The organism is uncultured Aquincola sp. (genome assembly GCF_964001545.1).
Taxonomy (GTDB): domain Bacteria; phylum Pseudomonadota; class Gammaproteobacteria; order Burkholderiales; family Burkholderiaceae_C; genus Aquincola.
The window spans coordinates 1-14,908 of record NZ_CAXFDV010000584.1 but is presented as its reverse complement, the minus strand read 5'-3'; the positions used below and the strand labels follow the sequence as shown (position 1 = coordinate 14,908).

Annotated in this window: 12 protein-coding genes and 1 pseudogene; 1 reads left to right on the top strand and 12 read right to left on the bottom strand. The window is 68.9% G+C overall.

From position 1 onward, the window contains the following. The 12 genes and pseudogenes from ABNT58_RS20140 to ABNT58_RS20085 form a co-directional block, all read right to left on the bottom strand. Window positions 1–133: pseudogene (locus ABNT58_RS20140) on the bottom strand (integration host factor subunit alpha); the annotation flags it as partial. A 17-nt stretch (window positions 134–150) separates the two neighbouring features. After that, entirely contained in the window at window positions 151–2,574 is a 2,424-nt protein-coding gene (gene pheT, locus ABNT58_RS20135; RefSeq protein WP_348755200.1) for a phenylalanine--tRNA ligase subunit beta, read from the bottom strand. A gap of 36 nt (window positions 2,575–2,610) precedes the next feature. Continuing rightward, a complete protein-coding gene (pheS, locus tag ABNT58_RS20130; protein WP_348755199.1) occupies window positions 2,611–3,651 on the bottom strand; it encodes a phenylalanine--tRNA ligase subunit alpha in 1,041 nt (346 codons plus the stop codon). Window positions 3,652–3,734: 83 nt separating this feature from the next. Next, window positions 3,735–4,091, bottom strand: coding sequence for a 50S ribosomal protein L20 (gene rplT / locus ABNT58_RS20125; RefSeq protein ID WP_046112288.1), 357 nt, complete (start codon window positions 4,089–4,091; stop codon window positions 3,735–3,737). Window positions 4,092–4,113: 22 nt separating this feature from the next. After that, window positions 4,114–4,317: a 50S ribosomal protein L35 gene (gene rpmI / locus ABNT58_RS20120; RefSeq protein WP_046112289.1), complete on the bottom strand. Its 204-nt coding sequence runs from the start codon at window positions 4,315–4,317 to the stop codon at window positions 4,114–4,116. Between the two features lie 120 nt (window positions 4,318–4,437). Then, window positions 4,438–4,986, bottom strand: a complete 549-nt coding sequence (infC, locus tag ABNT58_RS20115; protein WP_250200065.1) for a translation initiation factor IF-3 — start codon at window positions 4,984–4,986, stop codon at window positions 4,438–4,440. A 72-nt stretch (window positions 4,987–5,058) separates the two neighbouring features. Next, on the bottom strand, window positions 5,059–6,966 hold the full coding sequence (thrS, locus tag ABNT58_RS20110; protein WP_348755198.1) for a threonine--tRNA ligase: 1,908 nt from the start codon (window positions 6,964–6,966) through the stop codon (window positions 5,059–5,061). A gap of 199 nt (window positions 6,967–7,165) precedes the next feature. Beyond that, entirely contained in the window at window positions 7,166–8,365 is a 1,200-nt protein-coding gene (locus ABNT58_RS20105; protein WP_348755197.1) for a HupE/UreJ family protein, read from the bottom strand. Then, the gene (locus ABNT58_RS20100) at window positions 8,328–9,614 is read right to left on the bottom strand and encodes a tetratricopeptide repeat protein (protein ID WP_348755196.1); all 1,287 of its coding nucleotides are present in this window, start codon (window positions 9,612–9,614) and stop codon (window positions 8,328–8,330) included. Before ABNT58_RS20100 ends, ABNT58_RS20105 begins: the two co-directional genes overlap by 38 nt. After that, entirely contained in the window at window positions 9,614–9,883 is a 270-nt protein-coding gene (locus ABNT58_RS20095; RefSeq protein ID WP_348755195.1) for a hypothetical protein, read from the bottom strand. The genes ABNT58_RS20100 and ABNT58_RS20095 overlap by 1 nt, the downstream gene beginning before the upstream one ends. A gap of 11 nt (window positions 9,884–9,894) precedes the next feature. Next, the gene (locus ABNT58_RS20090; RefSeq protein WP_348755194.1) at window positions 9,895–11,421 is read right to left on the bottom strand and encodes a DUF4331 domain-containing protein; all 1,527 of its coding nucleotides are present in this window, start codon (window positions 11,419–11,421) and stop codon (window positions 9,895–9,897) included. Between the two features lie 178 nt (window positions 11,422–11,599). After that, the gene (locus tag ABNT58_RS20085) at window positions 11,600–12,676 is read right to left on the bottom strand and encodes a phospholipase (protein ID WP_348755193.1); all 1,077 of its coding nucleotides are present in this window, start codon (window positions 12,674–12,676) and stop codon (window positions 11,600–11,602) included. A gap of 493 nt (window positions 12,677–13,169) precedes the next feature. Between ABNT58_RS20085 and mdoH the strand changes: the two genes are divergently transcribed. After that, window positions 13,170–14,908: glucans biosynthesis glucosyltransferase MdoH (gene mdoH / locus ABNT58_RS20080; RefSeq protein WP_348755192.1), on the top strand; the 1,739-nt coding region annotated here is incomplete at its 3' end.

Genomic DNA, 14,908 nt, shown 5'->3' with positions numbered 1-14,908 from the left:
TGATGTCGAAGAAGGCTTCGACCATGTCCTTGGACTCGCGCTTGTTCAGGCCCAGCCGCTCGAACAGCAGATCGGCCAGCTCCGCCTTGGTCAGCGTCGGCGTTTCCAGTGTCGGCAGGATCACTCGGTCCATCGCAGGTTTCTCCTCCATCAGCCACGCAGCCGGGCCTGCAGCCGCTGCCCCAGGCGCTCGACGATGCCGCTCACCACGCCATCGACACGTTCGTCGGTCAAGGTGGCCTGGTCGTCCAGCAGCTCCACACGCACGGCCATGCTGCGCTCGTCGGCGGCGATGTCGGCGGTGGGCGCCTTCGGCTTGTAGATGTCGAACAGCTGCGCATGGCGCACCAGGCCCGACTGGTCGTCGGTGATGGCGGCGATCAGCGCATCGTGCGGCACACCGTCCTTGACCACCAGCGCCAGATCGCGCCACACCGATTGCTGGCGGGCGATCGGCTGGTAGGCCGGCACCACCTGCGCCTTCAGCACGTCGGCGTCCAGTTCAAACAGCACCGGCGCCTGCGGCAGGTCATAGCCCTGGCGCCACTTCGGGTGCAGCTCGCCGATCCAGCCGATGGGCTGGCCATCGAGCTCGATGCGGGCGCTGCGGCCCGGGTGCAGCGCCGGATGCTCGGCCGCCACGAAGGTGGCGCGGCGCGGCGCCAGCAGCGCCTCCACATCGGCCTTGACGTCGAAGAAGTCGACCGCACGCTCGGCCGCGCCCCATTGCAGCGGCTGCGCCGGGCCGTAGGCCAGGCCCGACAGCCGCAGCGGCTGCGACACGCCGGCCACCGTGGTCAGGCTGTCGGTCACCGCGGCATCGCGCCGGAACACCCGGCCCAGCTCGAAGATGCGCACCCGCTGCGCGCGGCGGGCCAGGTTGTACTGCAGCACCGCCACCAGGCTGCCGATCAGGCTGGAGCGCATCACCGACAGCGGCGAGGCGATCGGGTTCAGCACCTGGATCGGGTCGGCGTTGCCGGCCAGCTCGCGCTCCCAGCGCGCTTCGACGAAGCTGAAGTTGATGGTTTCCTGGTAGCCCAGGCCCGCCACCGCGCGCCGCAGCGCATGGCCGCCGCGCTGTGCCTCGGGCCGCACGCGGGCGGTCACGGGTGCCAGCGGCGGCGTGTCGGGCAGCTGGGTGTAACCCAGCACCTTGATCACTTCCTCGATCAGGTCTTCTTCGATCTGCAGGTCGAAGCGGTGGCTGGGCGGCGTCACCGTCAGCACGCCATCGGCCTCGGTGAAAGGCAGCCCCAACCGGCGCAGCACGTCGGCGCATTGCACCTGCGTCACCGGCATGCCGATGACCTTGGCCGCGCGGGCCACGCGCAGCGCCACCGGCGGGCGCTCGGGCAGGCGCGGCTGCTGGTCGTCGATCGGGCCGGGCTCGCCGCCGCAAATGTCGAGGATCAAACGGGTGATGTGCTCGATGTGCGCCACCGTCTGCGCCGGGTCCACGCCCCGCTCGAAGCGATGACCGGCATCGGTGGAGAAGTTGAAGCGGCGAGACCGCCCCGCCACCGCCTGCGGCCACCAGAAGGCGGCTTCGACGTAGACGTTCTGCGTGTCGTCGCTGACGGCCGTGGCGTCGCCGCCCATGATGCCGGCCAGCGATTCCACCGCCTGCGCATCGGCGATCACGCCCACCTGCGCATCCAGCGTGATGGTGTTGCCGTTGAGCAGCTTGAGCGTTTCACCCTCGCGGCCCCAGCGCACCACCAGGCCACCGTGGATCTTGTCGAGGTCGAAGATGTGCGACGGCCGGCCGTACTCGAACATCACGTAGTTCGAGATGTCCACCAGCGGGCTGACCGAGCGCTGGCCGCAGCGCGCCAGGCGCTCGACCATCCAGGCCGGCGTCCTGGCCTTGGTGTTGACCTTGCGCACGATGCGACCGGAGAAGCGGCCGCACAGGTCGGGCGCCTCCACCGTCACCGGCAGCGTGTCGGCATGCACCGGCGCCACCGGGGTGAACGCAGGCTGCAGCAGCGGCGCGCCCGTCAGCGCCGACAGTTCGCGGGCGATGCCGTAGACGCTCAGGCAATGCGCCAGATTGGGCGTGAGCTTGAGGGTGAACAACGTGTCGTCGAGCTTGAGCACCTCGCGCACGTCCACGCCCACCGGCGCGTCGTCGTCCAGCTCCAGCAGGCCGCCGTGGTCTTCGGACAGCTTCAGCTCGCGGGCCGAGCACAGCATGCCGAAGCTCTCGACGCCGCGCAGCTTGCCCACCTTGATCTCGAAGGGCTTGCCGTCGTCGCCCGGCGGCAGCGCGGCACCCACCAGCGCCAGCGGCACCTTGATGCCGGCGCGTGCATTGGGCGCGCCGCAGACGATCTGCAGCGGGCCGTCCTTGGAATGCTCGCCGGCATCGACGCTGCACACGCGCAGGCGGTCGGCGTTCGGGTGCTGCACCGCTTCCAGGATGCGGCCGACCACGATGCGCGAGAACGGCGGCGCCACCGGGCGCATTTCTTCCACTTCCAGGCCGGCCATGGTCAGCGTGTCGGCCAGTTGCTCGGTGGACAGCGGCGGGTTGCAGAACTCGCGCAACCAGGATTCAGGGAATTGCATGACTCTTCTCTTCTCGGCGTTCTGGGGCGGGCGGGCTTACTGGAACTGGCTCAGGAAGCGCAGGTCGCCGTCGAAGAACAGCCGCAGGTCGTTGACGCCGTAGCGCAGCATGGTCAGGCGGTCGGGGCCCATGCCGAAGGCAAAGCCGATGTAGCGCTCGGGGTCGAGCCCGAAGTTGCGCACCACGTTCGGGTGCACCTGGCCCGAGCCGGCCACTTCCAGCCAGCGGCCCTTCAGCGGGCCGGAGGCGAAGGCGATATCCACCTCGGCCGAGGGCTCGGTGAACGGGAAGAAGCTGGGCCGGAAGCGCAGCGTCAGGTCGTCGGTCTCGAAGAAGGTGCGGAAGAAATCGGTGAACACCGACTTCAGGTCCTTGAAGCTGACGTTCTCGCCGATCCACAGGCCTTCGCACTGGTGGAACATGGGCGAGTGGGTGGCATCGCTGTCCACGCGGTAGGTGCGGCCGGGCGCGATCACGCGGATCTCGGGCATGCTGGCCTTGCCCTCGTGCGCCTTCACATGCTGCATCGCATAGCGCACCTGCATCGGGCTGGTGTGCGTGCGCAGCAGGTAGCCGCCGCTGGCGCCCTGGGCATCCACGTAGAAGGTGTCGTGCATCGAGCGCGCCGGGTGGTCGGCCGGCGTGTTCAGCGCGGTGAAGTTGAACCAGTCGTTCTCGATCTCGGGGCCGTCGGCCACGTCGAAGCCCATCGAGCCGAAGATGGCCTCGATGCGCTCCAGCGTGCGCGAGACCGGATGCAGCCCGCCGGTGCCGCGGCCGCGGCCGGGCAGCGTCACGTCCAGCGACTCGGCCTTGAGCTGCGCCTGCAGTTCGGCATCGGCCAGGGCCTGGCGGCGGTCGGTCAGCGCGGCTTCGATGCGCTGCTTGGTGGCATTGATCTCGGCCCCGCGGGCCTTCTTCTCGTCGGGCGGCAGCTGCGCCAGCGACTTCAGCAGCTCGGTCACACGGCCGGCCTTGCCGAGAAAGCGGGCCTTGGCGTTCTCCAGGTCGGCGGGCGTCGCGGCCTGCGCGAACTGCTCTTGCGCCGCCTGCACCAGGGAGTCGAGATCGTTCATCGTGATTCGGAAATGAAAAAGGCCGCCACCAAGGTGACGGCCTTGAAGCTTGGGAGCGCGCCGCGCGAACGGCGCGCGCCGGATCAAGCGAGCTGGGCCTTCACCTTGTCGACGATGCTGCCAAAAGCAGCGGGGTCGTTGACGGCGAGATCGGCCAGGACCTTGCGGTCGATGCCGATGTTGGCCTTCTTCAGGCCGGCCATGAACTTGCTGTAGGTCACGCCGAGCTCACGGCTGGCCGCGTTGATACGGGCGATCCAGAGCTGACGGAACACGCGCTTGCGGGTACGACGGTCGCGGTAGGCATATTGCCCGGCCTTCATCACCGCCTGCTTGGCGATGCGGAAGACGTTCTTGCGACGGCCGCGGAAACCCTTGGCCAGGGCCAGGATCTTCTTGTGACGGGCGCGTGCGGTTACACCACGTTTGACGCGAGGCATGGTTGTTGTCCTTCCTTAGAAATCAGAGACCCGCGAACGGCAACATCTGAGCCATGTGGCCCATATTGGTCTCGTGCACGTTGACGGCGCCACGCAGGTGACGCTTGTTCTTGGTCGACTTCTTCGTCAGGATGTGGCGCTTGAACGCCTGACCACGCTTGACGGTGCCACCCGGGCGAACGCGGAACCGCTTGGCCGCGCTCTTCTTGGTCTTCATCTTGGGCATGACTGCTCCTTCTTAGTGACCCCTGCAGGCGACCGCAATGGGCTTGCGGTGCTTGTTGGCCTGTCAGCGGCTTCTCTTCAAATCCCGCGGTGACCAGACCGCGGGACCGAACCTTGTTGGTTACTTGCGCTTGGGCGCCAGCACCATGATCATCTGCCGGCCTTCCAGCTTGGGCATGTTCTCGACGACGGCCACATCGGCCAGCTCGTCACGGATGCGCTCCAGCAGCCGCATGCCGATTTCCTGGTGGGTGATCTCGCGGCCGCGGTAGCGCAGCGTGACCTTGCCCTTGTCGCCGTCTTCCGCGATGAAGCGGCGCAGGTTGCGCATCTTGATCGCGTAGTCGCCTTCGTCCGTGCCCGGACGGAACTTGACTTCCTTGATCTCGATGACCTTCTGCTTGCTCTTGGCTTCGGCGGCTTTTTTCTGCTCTTGGTACTTGAACTTGCCGTAGTCCATCAAGCGGCACACCGGGGGATCGGCGGTGGCGGCGATCTCGACCAGATCGACGTCCAGCTCGCCCGACATCCGCAAGGCTTCCTGGATGCTCACGATGCCCAGCGGCTCGTTGTTCACCCCGTTCAGGCGCACTTCGGGCGCCATGATCTCGCGGTTCAGCCGGTGCTTGCGCTCCGCATTCGGAGTGCGACGGTCAAGGAAAGTAGCGATGGTTCAGACCTTCAAACGAGCCCAAGGCAAGCAACGGCTCGACAGTGATGACGGTGCGCAGCCGGTGGCAGCTCAGACCTTGGATGCGATGTCCGCCGCGAGCTTCTGAACGAAGTTGTCGAGCGGCATCACGCCGAGATCCTGGTTGCCCCGTGCACGCACAGCAACGGCCCCGCTTGCCTTCTCCTTGTCGCCAACGACGAGGATGAACGGAACCTTCTGCATGGAATGCTCACGGATTTTATAGGTGATCTTCTCGTTGCGCAAATCGACAGAAGTTCTAACCCCTTGTTTTTGCAGCGTTTTCGCAATATCGGCCGCGTACTCGGCCTGTCCGTCCGTGATATTGAGCACCGAGACCTGGGTCGGCGCCAGCCAGACGGGCATCGCGCCGGCGTGCTGCTCGATCAGGATGCCGATGAAACGCTCGAGGCTGCCGACGATGGCGCGGTGCAGCATGACCGGCGTGCGGCGCTCGCCCGATTCGGCCACGAACTCGGCGCCCAGGCGCTCGGGCATCGAAAAATCGACCTGCATGGTGCCGCACTGCCACTGGCGGCCCAGCGCGTCCTTCAGCGTGTATTCGATCTTGGGGCCGTAGAAGGCGCCATCGCCCGGGGCGATGCGGAAATCGACGCCGGAGCGGCGCAGGCTTTCCATCAGCGCGAACTCGGCCTTGTCCCAGATGGCGTCGGAGCCGATGCGGGCGTCGGGCCGCGTGGCCACCTTGTAGATGATGTCGGTGAAGCCGAAGTCGGCATACACCTTCTGCAGCAGCGTGGTGTAGGCCACGCACTCTTCCAGGATCATGTCCTCGGTGCAGAAGATGTGGCCGTCGTCCTGCGTGAAGCCGCGCACCCGCATGATGCCGTGCAGGCCGCCGGTGGGCTCGTTGCGGTGGCACTGGCCGAATTCGCCGTAGCGCAGCGGCAGGTCGCGGTAGCTCTTGATGCCCTGCTTGTAGATCAGGATGTGGCCCGGGCAGTTCATCGGCTTGAGCGCGTAGTCCCGCTTCTCGCTCTCGGTCGTGAACATGTTGTCGCGGTACTTGTCCCAGTGCCCCGTCTTTTCCCAGAGCGTCTTGTCCAGGATCTGCGGGCCCTTGACTTCCTGGTAGCCGTTGTCGCGGTAGACGGCGCGCATGTACTGCTCCACCTGCTGCCACAGCGTCCAGCCCTTGGGATGCCAGAACACCGTGCCGGGCGAATGCTCGTCCAGGTGGAACAGGTCCAGCTCGCGGCCCAGCTTGCGGTGGTCGCGCTTTTCGGCTTCTTCGATGCGCTTGATGTAGTCGTCCAGCTGCTTCTTGTCGGCCCAGGCGGTGCCGTAGATGCGCTGCAGCTGCTCGTTCTTGGCGTCGCCGCGCCAGTAAGCGCCCGACAGCCGCGTAAGCTTGAAGTTCTTGAGAAAGCGCGTGTTGGGCACGTGCGGGCCGCGGCACATGTCCACGTATTCCTCGTGGTAGTACAGGCCCATCGCCGTCTCGTCGGGCATGTCGTCGATCAGGCGCAGCTTGTATTCCTCGCCGCGCGACTTGAAGACGTCGATCACCTCGGCGCGCGGCGTCATCTTCTTGATGACGTCGTAGTCCTTGGCGATCAGCTCGCGCATGCGCTCCTCGATGGCGGCCATGTCCTCGGGCGTGAAGGGGCGTTCGTACGAGATGTCGTAGTAAAAGCCCTCTTCGATCACCGGGCCGATCACCATCTGGGCCGTCGGGTACAGCTGCTTGACCGCATGGCCCACCAGGTGCGCGCAAGAGTGGCGGATGATCTCCAGGCCCTCTTCGTCCTTAGGCGTGATGATCTGCAGCTTGGCGTCGTGGTCGATGCGGTCGCTGGCATCAACCAGGCGGCCGTCCACCTTGCCCGCGACGGTGACCTTGGCCAGACCCGGGCCGATGGACTGGGCGACCTCGGCCACGGAAACCGGGCCGGGAAACTCACGTTTCGAGCCGTCGGGCAGTTGGATGGCGATCATGAAAAATGCTCCGGAAATGAAAAAAGCGCGGGACAAGCCGCGCTCGATTCGTTCAGTGTGCGTGCACCGGCGGTGCAGACAAGGATGGACGTGACAGCGCGGCGGCTAGCCTGGGGGGGCCCAGCTCCTAGTTCGCGGTGTCATAACCGTCATGCCTTTCTCGCTCTTGTGGTGTGCAAGGATATACAGCGATTGTAGGTTACGAGAGCGCCGTGCGCTGGACCAGCCACCAGGCGGCCATGCCGAAGGCCGCCGCCGAGCCACCGCGCAGCACCGCCGGCACGTACAGCGCCGCCCGGCGCAGCGCATACAGCAGCGGCACCACCGCTGCGATGATGGCCAGCTGGCCCAGCTCCAGCCCCAGATTGAACTGCAGCAGCGCCCAGCCGAACTGCGCCGGCGGCAGCTGCAGCTCGCCCAGCACGCCGGCAAAGCCGAAGCCGTGGATCAGGCCGAAGAGGAAGGTGATCAGGCCGCGCCGGTGGCCGAAGATCGGCCGCAGGTTGTCGATGGCGGCGATGCCGATGGTGACCGCAATCGCCGGCTCGATGAACCAGGATGGCAGGCTGACCAGCTTGAGCGCCGCCAGCGCCAGGGTGATGGAGTGCGCCAGCGTGAACAGCGTGACCACGCCCGCCACCGGCAGCGCGGCCTGGCGCCAGTTCGCCACCGGCGCCCAGCCCGGTGGCTGGCCCGGCGTGCGCCGCAGCACCGCCGGCAGGATGAGGCACAGCAGGAACAGCAGGTGGTCGTAGCCGGTGACGATGTGGTGCACGCCTTCGGCGATGAAGGCGCCATGCTCGGTGGGCGGCGCGTCGGCAGCGGCATCGGAGCCCTGCCCGGCCGCTGCTTCAGGGGCGGTGGGGTCCAGCAGGCGCGGCGTGGCGCTGCCGTCGGCCGCCACCAGCTTGGCGATGCCGCGGTGGGTGGGGTCCACCTCAGCCAGCAGGCGGTAGACCATCGGCGTGGTGGCCGTGACCTGGCAAGGGGCCGTGGCCTGCAGCACCGCATAGGCGCCGTCGCTGCGCCGCTCCAGCGCATGGCCCTGCAGCTGCCACTGACAGCCGGCCACCTGCAGCCGTGGCAGCGCATAGGCATCGATGGCCGGCCAGGCCTGGCGCACTTCGCGCCAGGTGAGCTGGCGATCGTTGTCGGCGTCCAGCGTGGGCAGCGCGGCGTCCAGGTCGCGCAGCGCGATGTCCCAGCGCAGCTGGGTGCCGCCTTCGGTGGGCTGCAGCACCAGGTAGGCGTCGCTGGACTTGTGGGCGGCGGCGGTAGCGGCCCAGGCGCACAGGCCCGCGGCCACCAGCGCGTGGCGCCACGCCGGCCTGGCGCGGCGCTGAGCCGCCAAGGCGCGGCGCTCAGGGCTGGGCGAGCAGGCGGTCGAGCCGTTGGTCATGGAGGTCCATCGCTTTCTGCACTTGGGCGGCCTGGGCCAGCGCCGCGCGGTCGCCCGCCGCCGCCGCCACGCGGGCCAGCAGCAGCAGGTCGAAGGGTTCACGCTGGGTGGCCAGGTTGGCCTGGGCATGGCGCACGGCGGCGGGCAGGTCGCCTTCCACCCACCAGGCGTACAGCGCCTGTTCGCGCGCATGGCCGTCGAAGGCGCCGGGGCGCTGGGCGGCCTGGGCGAAGCGCTCGCGCAGCTCGGCCTGGTCGGTGCTCAGGCCGGGTGCGGGTGCGTGGCCGCGCTGCGGCTGAGCAGCGGCGATGAATTGCTGCGACGCCACCCGGCGCAGCAGCACCGGGTCGCTGCGCGGCTGGGTGTCCAGCACTTTCAAGGCATCGGCGCCCCGCTGCTGGTCGATCAGCAGGTCGGCCAGCGCCAGCGGCGCATAACGGTCTTGCGGGTCGAGCTTCCAAGCGCTGCGCAAGGCCTGCTCGGCGGCGGCGTTGCGGCCGGCGCGCTGTTCCAGCTCGCCCACCGAGGTGAGCAGCCAGGCCCGCGTGCCGGCGTCGGGCGCCTGCGCCAGCAGCACGCCGAACTGGCGGCGGGCGCCTTCCACGTCGCCACGCAGGGCGCGGTTTTCGGCGCTGCAGGCCTGGGCATGCAGCGCCGCCAGGTTCAGGCGCCCGAGCGCGGCACAGGACGCATCGGACTCGGCATACCGGCCCCGCAGGCGCTGCAGCGTGGCCAGCGTCAGCCAGGCCTGGGGCTGGCGGGTGTCGCGGGCCAGCAGCGCCTTCAGGCGCGCCTCGGCGGCGTCGAAGCGATGGATGTACTGCTCCACCTGGGCCAGCATCAGCACCAGCGGCGCCGGGGCGCGCGGGTCATCAGCCCAGGGCTGCAGGCGGGCCAGTGCGCGGCCGGCAAAGCGCGGGTCGCCATCGGCATGCGCCTGGGCCAGCAGCTCGCCGGCCTCGCGCACCGCGGCGGCGGGATCGGGGGTGGTGCCCTGCCCCGGCACGGCCACCACCGGCGGCGCGCGCCGCGCCGGCAGCGACTCGATGCGCTCGTCGTCGCTGGCCGGCACCAGCGGCACGGCCTGTGCGGCCAGCGCCGCCAGCAGCAGCGCAGCAGCGACCGGGCGCCGCCAGAAGGTCGGCGCCCCGGCCACCATGCCGCGGCGGTGCAGCGGGCCCAGCGGCCCGACGCGGCCGCCGCAGCCGGCCCGACCCGCGCGCCGTGCCGCGGGGCTGCCGCCGTCCATCAGCTCACCGCCTCGGGCTCGGTGGTGTCGCTTTGCGGCGGCGTCACCGCGTCGATGCCTACCGGCTCACGGTCTTCCGCCTGCAAGGCCACCAGCGACTTCAGGTAGGCGATGAAGCCACCGGTGTCGGCGCTGGCGGTGGCCGGCACCGCATCCAGCGGGCCGTTGGCGGTGCCGCCGTCGTCATGGTCGTCCGAGCCACCGAAGCAGCCGGCCAGGGCCAGCGTGCCGGCCGCCAGCGCGGCCATCCAAAGGGTTCGTTGCTTCATGGCAGACCCTTTCAGCGGTTGCCCGGCAGCGGCGTGTTGGCATACGGGAAGCTGGGCAGCAGCGTCACCCGCGCCTGGTCCACCGCGTCGTGCAGCTTCAGCGAGGTGGCGCCCAGCGGCACGTTGGCCGGCTTGCAGTCGGCACCCAGCTTCAGCGCGTTGGTGTCGCCGTTGAGCATGCACAGGCCGCCCATCACCGCCACCAGCGAGACGTCGACCACGTCGTCATGCAGACGGCGGCCGTTCGGGAAGCCCGCCGGATCGCCACCGGCCAGGCCCAGGCGGTTCTGCTGCGCCTCGGGCGTGGGCGGGGTGGCGGTGTTCAGCCGCAGCATTTCCGAGGGCACCACGTTGGCCGGCTGGTTCACACCCGCGATGCCGGTCAGGAAGGTGGTGACGAGGTCGGTGCGCGGCAGGTTCTTCGGCGCAGTGCCGGGCAGGGCCAGCACGGTTTCCAGCAGCGGCGGCAGCGTGGGGTTGGTCACGTAGTCGGCGAACTGGGCGTCGTCCTTCGGCTTGCTGGCGTTGAAGCGGTCCTTGTCGGGCAGGCCGATCACGACCTCGTTGACCAGCGGCATGCCCAGGCGCGAGACCTGCGTCCAGGCGCCGCCCGTTTTCGCAGCCACGCCGTGGCCCTTGCCCGGCGCCGGGTTGAGCAACGAGCCCTGGCGCAGGCTGGCGGTGGTCCAGCCGCCGATCACGGTTTCGTTGCCGGCGGTCAGGCAGCTCTTGTGCACTTCGAGTGCCAGCGAGGTGACGTTCTTGTCCGCCAGCGAATCCTTGCCGGCATTGATGTTGGCCGGGTCGGTGATCACCGCCACCGGTGCATTCACCAGGTCGAAGATGGTGCCCAGGTTGACGGCGAACGGATCCTTGCGCTGGCCCACGAACACCCGCGCCGGCTGCGCGCAGCCCGGCACGTTGACGGTGTAGACGTGCTTGGCCGCATAGGCCGGGTAGTCGGCGATGGTCTTGCTGCCGATGTTGTCCACCGGCTTGTCGAAGCTGGTGCCGCCGCCGCTGGCATTGGTCACCGCGGCACGGCTGCCGGTGCGGCGGTCGCCGCGCACCACGTCGAGCGAGAAGGTTTCGTTGAGGTTGAGCGTGGCGGCCTTGGGGTCGGCCACGGCGCCGGCCTGGATCAGCGGAATGGCCACGTTCTTGCCGCCCACCGGCAGGCTGATGCCCTTGAGCGTGTTCTGGAAGCGGAAGGCGAAGGTGATGTCTTCCTTCGCGTCGCCGTTGTTGTCGATGTGGATCTCGTACAGCGCGTTCGGATCCATCGAGAAGTAGTTGGGCCCGCCGTACGGGTCCTGCAGCGGCAGGTAGTCGGCGATCAGCGTCACGTAGCCGGTGCGGTTGGCCTCGTAGCTGCTGAACATGTAGAAGTCGGCGGCGTCCACCTTGGGCGTGCCGGTGATGGACGGCGCCTCGCGGTGGCTGGACGCGAAGGCGGCAGGCGCCAGCAGCAGGCCGCCCGCGCAGGCAGCGGCAATGGGCAACAGGCGCAGCGCCTGCAGATGGGTGCGGTTCTTCATGGTCTTCCTCGGCTCCTCGTTGAAGCAGCCGGGGCATGGCAGGCCGACCCCGACTGGCAGGACGGCGTGGCGGCGGCATGGGCTGCCCGCGTCGTCTGAGGGGCCTGTACGCGCCGCACCGGCGCGTGGATTCACGCGGATGAAGAACGCGGCGTCGTCCTACAAACGAGCTTTGTTGCTAGGCGAGCGGCAGCGCCTCGATCGACGGTCGGGCGGCCAGCTCCGCGAAGTCGTCGGCCAGGCGTTGCGCCTGCGCCAGGCCGCGGCGCCACAGCGCGATGCGGGCGGGCTCGTCATCGAGGAAGCGCTGGAAGTCGCTGCGGTCGGGCAGCTTGCCGCCGGGCATTTGCTGGCGCGCCCAGTCGGGGTTGGGCGCCAACAGCACCACGTTGTCCAGCCGCGCGCTGGCACGGTGGCGGTGGCGCAGCGCCTTGTCCAGCCAGCCGGGCACCAGGTGGGACTGGAAATGCGGGTACAGCACCAGGCCCTCGTCCATGGCGGCGTAGTCCAGGTGCAGGTGGTAGTCGGTGATGCCGCCGTCCCAGTAGGCGCCGGGCGGCGCGCCGGGGATGTCGCACACCGCCTTCAGCCAGAACGGGATGGAGCAGCTGGCCAGCACGCTGGGCCGCAGGTTGTCCGGCGTCAGCGGCACGGCATGGGTGCGGTAGTCGGCCAGCGGCAGCGGCAACGCGTCTCGCGGGTCATGGAACACCACCCGCTCAAGCCAGCCGCCCATCCAGCGGCGGTTGACGGCATTGCTGGCAAAGGCGCCCAGGTAGCCCAGCGGGGTGCGCAGCCGGCCTTCGCGCCGCAGCAGCGCATGGTGGCCACGGCTGGTGAACACATGCAGGCGCAGCCGGGGGTGGGTCAGGATTTCCTGCTCGCGGCCCTGGAAATGCTCGGCCAGCTTGTCGCTGAAGGCCTGGCTCACATGGCCGGGCAGCGGCGGCTTGCCGGGGCGGTGCTCGTAGTGCTGGGTGATGTAGTCCTCGGCCAGGCGGGCCAGCGCTGCGTCGGGGTCGTTCAGGCAGGCGCTGGCCATGCGCCACGCGCCGATGGAGGCGCCCAGCAGGTGCACCGGCTGGCCGGACTGTGGCAGCCAGTGTCCGAAGAGGTAACGGTCGAGCGGGTTCAGGGCCAGGCCCTTGGGCCCGCCCGCGGCGGCGGGAACCACCCGCACGTCGGCCGGTCGCAGGCCCTGTTCACGCAGGTGCTGGCGGGCCTTCGGGCCGGCCCAGATCTGTAGCGCTCTCATCGATGACGGTGCCGCCCCGGGCGGCCAGTTGTGCACAACGATTGTTGCACTGCGACATTGTTGGATACGCTATGGAGCAGCACCGCCTGCCCGAACAGGACACAGTGTCGTCATCCATGCCAAAGCACAGACGCTTCCCTCGGACAACCGCCCTCTCAGCACCGCTGACTCCGCTGCTGCGGCCCCTGGTGGCTGCGCGCGCCGCGGTGCGCCGCGCACGGTTCAGCGCCCTCTTTCTGTTGCAAAACAGCAACAACGCTCCGCACATGTTTGGCGTCCTTCACCGGCCCGGCTTTCGCCCGGACAAGCCCTGACGCCATGCATCCGCTTGCAACTTCCACCGCCGTCTGCAACCGCCTGTCCACGACGCCTGTCGTCTGGCGCGTTGCAGCTCCCACGCCTTTTGGCGGTGCGGTCCTACAGATCCGGCGCAGCCCAGCGGCCAGACTCGCACCGCACCCCGCAATACCACTGAAAAACGCAGAACACCACCATGGCTGATACCGATACACAGCATCGCGCGGCCTCCGCGCCCCCGCTGCGCCGCGGCTCGATGCCGCCGCGCCCCTGGTTTGGCGTGCTACGCGGTCTGGCGTTGGCGCTGATGCCCGGGGTGCCCAAGTTCCCGAAGGACCGCGACAGCGCCTGGCGCCAGGCCGCGGACCGCCGCCGCAGCATCTTTTTGTGGGCGGTGCTGCTGATCAGCGGCACGGCCGTGTGGCTGCTGCCGTCGACCGACGGTGAGATGACCGCGGTCGAGATCCTGCAGACCGGCCTTTTCGCGCTGCTGTTCGGCTGGCTGTCGGCCGGCTTCATCACCGCGCTGATGGGCTTCAAGGTGGCGCTGTTCGGCGACAAGCATGCGCTGACGCTGCCCGACGCGCGCATGCCGCTCGATCCTTCGGCGCGCACCGCGCTGATCATGCCCATCTGCAACGAGGACATCGACACGGTGTTCAGCGGCCTGCGCCAGACCTGCGAATCGCTGTCGGCCACCGGCGCGCTGAAGCTGTTCGACGTCTACGTGCTGTCGGACAGCAGCGACCCGGCCATCCAGGCCGCGGAAGTGGAAGCCTGGAAGCAGCTGCGCCGCACGCTGGGCGACGACGGCGAGCCGCTGGCCGGCGAAGGCCGCATCTTCTACCGCTGGCGCAAGCGCCGCACCAAGCGCAAGGCTGGCAACGTGGCCGACTTCTGCCGCCGCTGGGGCCGCAACTACCGCTACATGGTGGTGCTGGACGCCGACTCCACCATGACCGGCGAGACGCTGGTGCAGATGGTGCGCATGATGGAAGCGCACCCCAAGACCGGCATCCTGCAGACGCTGCCGCGCACCCAGGGCCACAGCACGCTGCACGCCCGCACCCAGCAATTTGCTTCGGCCGTCACCGGCCGGCTGTTTGCGCTGGGGCTGGCGTACTGGCAGCTGGGCGAATCGCATTACTGGGGCCACAACGCCATCCTGCGCGTTGAACCCTTCATGAAGCACTGCGCGCTGGCGCCGCTGGAAGGCCGTGGCGGCCTGTCGGGCGAAATCCTGTCGCACGACTTCGTGGAAGCCGCGCTGATGCGCCGTGCCGGCTACGAGGTGTGGCTGGCCCCCAACCTGGAAGGCAGCTTCGAGCAGCAGCCCACCAACCTGCTGGACGAGCTGGGCCGCGACCGCCGCTGGTGCCAGGGCAACCTGCAGAACTTCCGCCTGATCGCCGAACCCGGCTGGCAGCCGGTGCACCGCGCGATGTTCTTCACTGGTGCGCTGTCGTACGTCACCGCGCCGGTGTGGCTGGCCTTCGTAGCCGCCGGTGTGTGGCGCGCCGCCACCCAACCCGAAGCCGTGCAGGGCGACATGCCCGGCCTGCTGGGCGCCGCGGGCGGCAGTGCCGCGCTGGCGCTATGGGGCCTGACGCTGACGCTGCTGCTGCTGCCCCGCCTGTTGGGCGTGGTGGGCGTGCTGCTGCGCAAGGAACAGGCGCAGTTCGGCGGCACCGGTCAGCTGCTGCGCAGCTCGGTGGTCGAGCTCTGCCTGTCGGCCCTGCAGGCGCCGGTGCGCATGCTAGCCCACACCATGTTCGTGATCGGCGGCCTGACCGGCCTGAAGCTGCAGTGGAAGTCGCCCCCGCGGGACGCCGAGAGCCTGGGCTGGCGCGATGCCTTTACCCGCCTGGCGCCGATGCTGCTGCCCGCGTTGGCCCTGTTCGGCACCGCGATGCTGGTGGACGCCAACGTGGCCTG